General features: G+C 62.8%; 4 protein-coding genes. All 4 read right to left on the bottom strand.

The genetic code is table 11. The annotated features are described in order from the left end of the window. On the bottom strand, nt 1-1,985 hold a 1,985-nt coding region (locus ALA01S_RS29995; protein ID WP_157119402.1), incomplete at its 3' end, for a cadherin-like domain-containing protein. A 666-nt stretch (nt 1,986-2,651) separates the two neighbouring features. Continuing rightward, the gene (locus tag ALA01S_RS33760) at nt 2,652-3,596 is read right to left on the bottom strand and encodes a hypothetical protein (protein WP_157119401.1); all 945 of its coding nucleotides are present in this window, start codon (nt 3,594-3,596) and stop codon (nt 2,652-2,654) included. 570 nt (nt 3,597-4,166) lie between these two features. Continuing rightward, nucleotides 4,167-5,294, bottom strand: a complete 1,128-nt coding sequence (locus ALA01S_RS29990; protein ID WP_066343252.1) for a DUF3466 family protein — start codon at nt 5,292-5,294, stop codon at nt 4,167-4,169. Nucleotides 5,295-5,488: 194 nt separating this feature from the next. Beyond that, on the bottom strand, nt 5,489-6,062 hold a 574-nt coding region (locus ALA01S_RS29985; protein WP_157119400.1), incomplete at its 5' end, for a PEP-CTERM sorting domain-containing protein.

Below are 6,062 nucleotides of genomic sequence, written 5' to 3'. Positions count from 1 at the left end.
TCCACCGCCGACAGCTCCACCGCCTGCGCGCCGCTGCGGCCAAACACCACGTAGCTGCGGCCGGCGTCGACACGCCCGGGCGCGTCGCTCCACAGGGCCCCCACGATCAAGTCGGCCAGCCCGTCGCCGTTGACGTCCCCGGCGTTGGACACGCTGTAGCCGCTGTAGTCGCCGCCACACTGCCCGTTGATCACGAAACCGCCGCTGCCCGCGGCCACCGCCGACAGTTCCATCGGGTTGATGACGGCCAGCGTCAGCCCCAGCTTGGCTGGCGTGGTGAACGTGCCGTCGCTCACGCCATAGCTCAGCGTAATGGCCCCGGCGTAATTGGCCGCAGGCGTGATGGTCCAAGTGCCGTTGGCGTTCTGGGTCACCGTGCCGTGGTCACAGGCAAGGTTGACGGGAGACAGCGCATCGCCGTCCCCGTCCGTGAAGCCCTGCAGCAATTGCGCCTTCGTGACCGTATAGGGCAGGTTCACGTTGCCCACGATCAGCCGGGGCTGCGGTCCCGTCAATGCCGGCGCATCGGCAACGGGCGCCAGCGTCAGCCCCAGCGTGGCAGGCATCGATGCCTCGCCGTCGCTCACGGCGTAGCTCAGCGTCAGTGCCCCGTTGTAGTTGGCCGCCGGCGTAACGAGCCAGCTGCCGTCGGCGTTGAGCACCGCCGTGCCGTGGTCGGCCGTCAGGCCCGTGGCCGACAGCGCGTCGCCATCGGCGTCGCTGAAGCCTTGCAGCAGCTGCGCCTGCGTGACCGTGTAGGCCACATCCTCGGTACCCGCGGCCAGCACGGCTTGCGCGCTGCTGAGCACCGGCGCGTGGTTGACACTGTTGAGTGTCAGCCCAAGCGTGGCGGCGACGGCAGCCGTGCCGTCGGTGACGCTGTAAGTCAGCACCACCGGACCGTGGTAGTGGGTTGCCGGCGTGACGGTCCACGAGCCGTCGGCGTTGAGCACCGCCGTGCCGTGGTCGGCCGTGAGGCCCGTGGCCGACAGCGCGTCGCCATCGGCGTCGCTGAAGCCCTGCAGCAGCTGCGCCTGCGTGACCGTGTAGGCCGTGTCCTCGCTGCCCGCGGCCAGCACGGCCTGCGCGCTGCCGAGCACCGGCGCGTCGTTGGCGCCCGTCACGCTCACGCTCACTTCCTGCGTGGCGCTCTTGCCGCTGCTGTCCGTGACGGTGACGTTGAAGTGCTCCACCACCACCTGGCCCGCGGCCAGGCGCTGCGCCACGGCGCGGTCCAGGCTGTAGCTCCACGCCACCTGGCCTTGGCCGTCGCCCGTGGCCGCATCGGCCACCAGGCCGGTAACGCTGCCACCCAGCGCGTTGCCCGCCACCGCGCTCACGCTCACCGTGTGCGACTGCAACAGATCCACGTCGCTGAAATCCACCGTGCCTTGCGCCGAAAGCTGTGCTGACGCGCCTTCGTCCTCGCCCACGGCCGCGTCGGTGTGGCCGGTGATGCGTGGTGCGTCCACTTCCACCAAGCGCCCGTCCACCACCACCTGCAGCGTCTCCACCATGGACACGTTAAGCCGCGTGCCGCCGCCAAAGTCGAAGTTGAAGTCCCGCCCAACCCCGCTGGATACCTCGCCCGTACTCAGCCGCGCCACCGAGGCCAGGTGCGCCGCGTAGCGCGCCACTTCCGACTGCACCACCGCGCTGGCCCACTGCGCCGCGGTGAACTCCAGCCGCAGCGTGTCCAGCCCCAAGGCGCCGCTGTAGACGTCCGTGCAGCCCGCGTTCTCGGCCAACCGGTACACCAGCACATCCGCGCCCGCGCCGGCATCGATCAGGTCGCTGCCGGCGTTGCCGTCCAGCGTGTCATTGCCATCCTGGCCGTAGAGCAGGTCGTTGCCGCCGCCACCATAGACAAGGTCGTCGCCCGCGCCGGCATAAAAGGAGTCCGCGCCGCCTTGCCCGTTGAACTGGTCCGCGCTGGTGGTGCCGGTGTATTTGCCGCCGCCGGCCGCAGCCGTGTAGGTCGCCATGGTGAATCGCCCTTGTCAGGATTTCGACGCCAGCGGGACACGGTCCCAGCACGTGCAAGCGCCTAAATGGCGGCACGGACGTCGTTGCTTGAATGAAGACCGCCCTGCGTTGCGACTCGCCGCTTTCCGGCTGCCGGTTCAGCCTCGGCCAGGGCGCGCACGCCATATCGAAACAAGCTTGGCCGTCAAAGATTGCAACACGGGCAAATGTTGCAACTATACATCACGTTCTGTTACATACTGCCTTGACGAGGCTCAGAGCTGAGCCGTACGGCTTCTGCCAAATGCGACGGCGGCGCCACGCCAGCGCGGCGCCGAAATCGGCCTGCAGCTCCAGGCCTCTTCGAAACGAGCTTGGGCGACGGCCGCCACCGAAGCTCCGGGCTCATCGCACGCAGCTACGATTGCTGCCTTGAACTCAGCCCCATGGCGCCGCCGCGGGTTGGATCTTGAGTACATGGATGTCCATCAAACTTTGATGGACGTCATCGTTGGCTTCTGGCCCAAACCGCTCAAAATGGGAGAAGTGGTCGTTTGAGCTTGGCAATAGAGGCCGTAGTTTTATAGTTGCACTGTCTACGGCCTCAAATTCTCCCAAGAATGTGACAACCCTTTTGTTTTTGCCAATTATTTTACCCATGTTTCCATAGGGCTTTAAAGACGCGGTCAGTCGAGCTGAAATTTTAAATCCAAGCATTCCGCATCATATTCTTTTGTCCAATATATTTTTGATAACTTGTCTCCAACCATGGCATAGTCTCGGATAAGCCGACAGCTCCATAAATGTGGGTTGGCTGCTTTCTCCTCGCTAACACGGCTTGCAAGTTCGGCGGAATATGAAGCAGTATATGTGGTCCTGATATAGTCATTGCCACAAGCTTTTGCAATTTGAGCGTCATTTCGCTCGACTATCATTTCTTTAAGTCGCTGATCTTTTCGATCAATACAATATATCTGATGGAGTCGGTTCTGCTCTTGGTCAATGATGGATCCAATTTCCAAAAGGAATCGATTGGGACAGTTTTGCACATTGAAGGAGGCGCCATCCGGCAAGACAATAGTTCCCTTAAAATCAGATGACGTGAGCGGTGCGTGCAACTGCTCCATGTTTAGTTTAATTTCGTTAATAATTTGCTCTCTATTGGCAGAACAAAACAGATAAGCCCTCTGTGCCAATTTTGCATTTTCTGCCTCCTCGCGAATTTTTCGTTTGCGCTCTGCTTCTCGTGCTGCCTCGACTTCAACCTTGATTTTCGCTTGCCGTGCCTGTTCTTCCATTTTTAGACGTTCAGCGGCAGCGCGCTCCGCCTCTTTCTTGCGTGCATCAAAGCCCACTGGATCGACTGCTCTATCACATGCTAACTGATAAGATTCTGGCTTGAGATTCACGTACCCATATACATACTCAAAGGGCTGTTTTCCAACGTAGCCGCCAAAACTGTTTTTTGCATTTACAAATCCACATGCGTTTCCGTTCGGAAAGCGGCGAACTTCGTAGAAGCGTGCTGATTCAGGGTCTTTTAGGATATCCTTTATAGCTTCTTCGACGCCTGAGATCGCGGACTGAGACAAGATTGTCAATATCGCCGCGGCAATAAGTTTGTATTTCATATTTTCAATTGCACAATGCAGTTGGGGGTTATTGGCGAAAGTTTGGCCTCTCGACTACTTTATAAGAGCCGAATCGCAATAATTGTGTAGTCACTGCCGCCCAACTCGCTCCGCGAGTGGGGAACGGTAGACGTTCAACGTTCTACCCAACTCCCTAGCTTAACGTCGAACCTAGGTTGGGGAGGCATTCAGTAAGTCGTGCGGTTGCGGTCTCGGCCAGTTTAGTGTCGCTCGTAGAGGGGTTCTTGGACTTTCACTGCATTTTGGTGCGGTTCACCGGAAAAAATCTAAAGGGATCAAAAGTTTGCGTGGATCCTGGCTGCTGCCTCGGTAGTTGTCGTATGACGTTTTGCAGCAGAAACGCCAGGGCGCTGGTTGCGGCCGGTGCGGCCAGCGTGGCAAAGCGTCTGGCATGCGTCGTTGACGCCACTTGATCGAACAGCTCCCGCTCTCCGGACCGGCACGCTGCGGACGGCGTCATGCAGCCTCGTGCACGTGCCCAGGGGCCCGCGCTATCTCAGGGCGGCCTTCAGCAGCGGTGACCTGCCCCTGCCCGGAGGGTGACCACGTTCAAACCCGGGCCGGCCGGCGCCGCCGCACCACTGTGGCGACGGCACCCAGGCCGCAGAGCATCAACGCCCAGGTCTGCGTCTCGGGCACGGGCGTCAGCAGCAGCGAGTAGCGCAGCGCCGAGCCGGCGGCGACGCCCATGGCCAGGATCTGCCCCTTGTCGTTCACCCGGGTCGCTTCGCTCACGTCAAAGCGCTGCGCCGCGGCGGGTACAAGCAGGTCGTTGAGGTCGAGCATCCGGCCGTCGAGGTAGAGGAAGCCGGCGCTAGCCGTCGTTTCCGAGGACACGCCGCCCACGATCCAGCCGCGGTTGTTGATGTCCTCGGCGGCGGCGTTGCCGTCTGGCCCGGTACCACTGAGCAGCCCCAGGTCGCGCGTGACGCCGCCGCTGTAGAGCACCGCTCGCTGGCCCAGTCCAGGCACGTAGTTCCAGCCGACGACCTGACGCGCGTTGTTCACGGCAAAGACCGAGGGCAGCGTGCCTTCCTGCAAGCCCGGGATGCGGGTCACGGTGCCGCGCGCGTACAGGAAGGCGAAGGCCTGGGCTGTGGAATCGCTGTAGTAGGCGTTGCCAACGATGACGTCACGGTCGCTGATGTCCGTTGGGCTCATGAAACCGCGTGCGCCCAAGCCCGGCCGTGGCAAAAAGGTCGTGGCTTGGCCGTCGAAGAAGAAGCCGCCCGGGTTCGCGCTGCCCACGAGGCCCACAGCATGCCCCGCGGCATTGAGCCCGGTGGCCAAGCCGGCGCCCCGCCGCGTGGTGTCGGACGGCGTGAGGTCCCGGACCTGGCCGTCGAAATAGATGCCGGGGTAGTAGCTGTGGACCCTGATGTCGCTCACGGCAATCTGGCCGTGGTCGTTGATGGCGTACACCATCGCCAGCGGGTCCAGCCCCTGCAGCTGGCTCACCCGGCCGCCATCGTAGAGGAAGGCGCCGGACTCGCCGTCAAAGTAGCGGGTGCCGACCACCTGACCCAGATTGTTGAGCCCAACAGCGAACGTGTTGGTGCTGGAGTCGCCGATCACGTCCACGCGAAAGCGTGGATCGGCGGCTTGCGCAGCGGGAGCGGAGAGCGTGACGACCACGGCCAGACAAAAGGTGCCAAGGTGCCGTGCAAGGAGCTTCATGTGCACACCTCTTCATCGGGAGAAGCCGCACTGGAGCCCGCGGCGCTCTCCCGCACGCCACCGGCTTGACGAATTGAAGCGCCGCGCCAGGGGCTGCCGGGGTTGAGCCGAAACAGCATCCCGTTGAGCGCGGTGCGGTGATCACGGTAATGGCGTCCTAGACCACCCGGCTCGCTGCCGGAGGGTTCACAGCCTCAGCACTCGCGCCGATCCAGGCGCCGCCGTGCCGTGGCGCCGACCGTGACCAAGCCGACCAGCATGAGCGCATAGGTCGAAGGCTCGGGAATACCGGGCACCGTGCCGTCAGTCTGCACGCCCCACTTTCCCCACAGCACGGCCTTGTGGTCCAAGTCGTTGCGCAGGAGCACCGACACTTGCCCTGTCGCGTGCTGGAAGTCCGCCGGTGACACCGCGCTGGTCTGGGCGCTGATCTGCAGGCTGGGAGCCGTGCCTTCGATAAACGGGCTTTGAAACTTGAAGCTGGCAAAGGACGTTTCCGTGCCGTCCAGATCGCGGTAGTCGTGCGGCGCATCCGTCCACGGCGTGGCCCAGGCATCCAGCGTGTACTGGGCCGTGATGCGTAGCCCGGTGTGGGCCGATAGCACGAACAGCGGCTGCCCGGGCTGCGTGCGGTAGCGGGCAGCGGACACGTAGGCGGGGCCGTGCGGCGGCCCCCCCGAAGGGAACATGCTGTTGTCAAAGCTGCCGCCGGCAAACAGGCCAGCCGGCGTGACCGAAGCAAAACCGGCGAACGCGCCCGTACCGTAA

The organism is Azohydromonas lata NBRC 102462 (genome assembly GCF_001571085.1).
GTDB classification, from domain to species: Bacteria; Pseudomonadota; Gammaproteobacteria; order Burkholderiales; family Burkholderiaceae_C; genus Azohydromonas; species Azohydromonas lata.
The sequence above is the reverse complement of the archived record's forward strand: the minus strand, read 5'-3'. Positions and strand labels throughout refer to the sequence as shown.

Excerpts from the sequence above, each read along its gene's own strand:
- ALA01S_RS29990 (WP_066343252.1), bottom strand. The coding sequence starts at position 5,294 with ATGAAGCTCCTTGCACGGCACCTTGGCACCTTTTGTCTGGCCGTGGTC.
- ALA01S_RS33760 (WP_157119401.1), bottom strand. The coding sequence starts at position 3,596 with ATGAAATACAAACTTATTGCCGCGGCGATATTGACAATCTTGTCTCAG.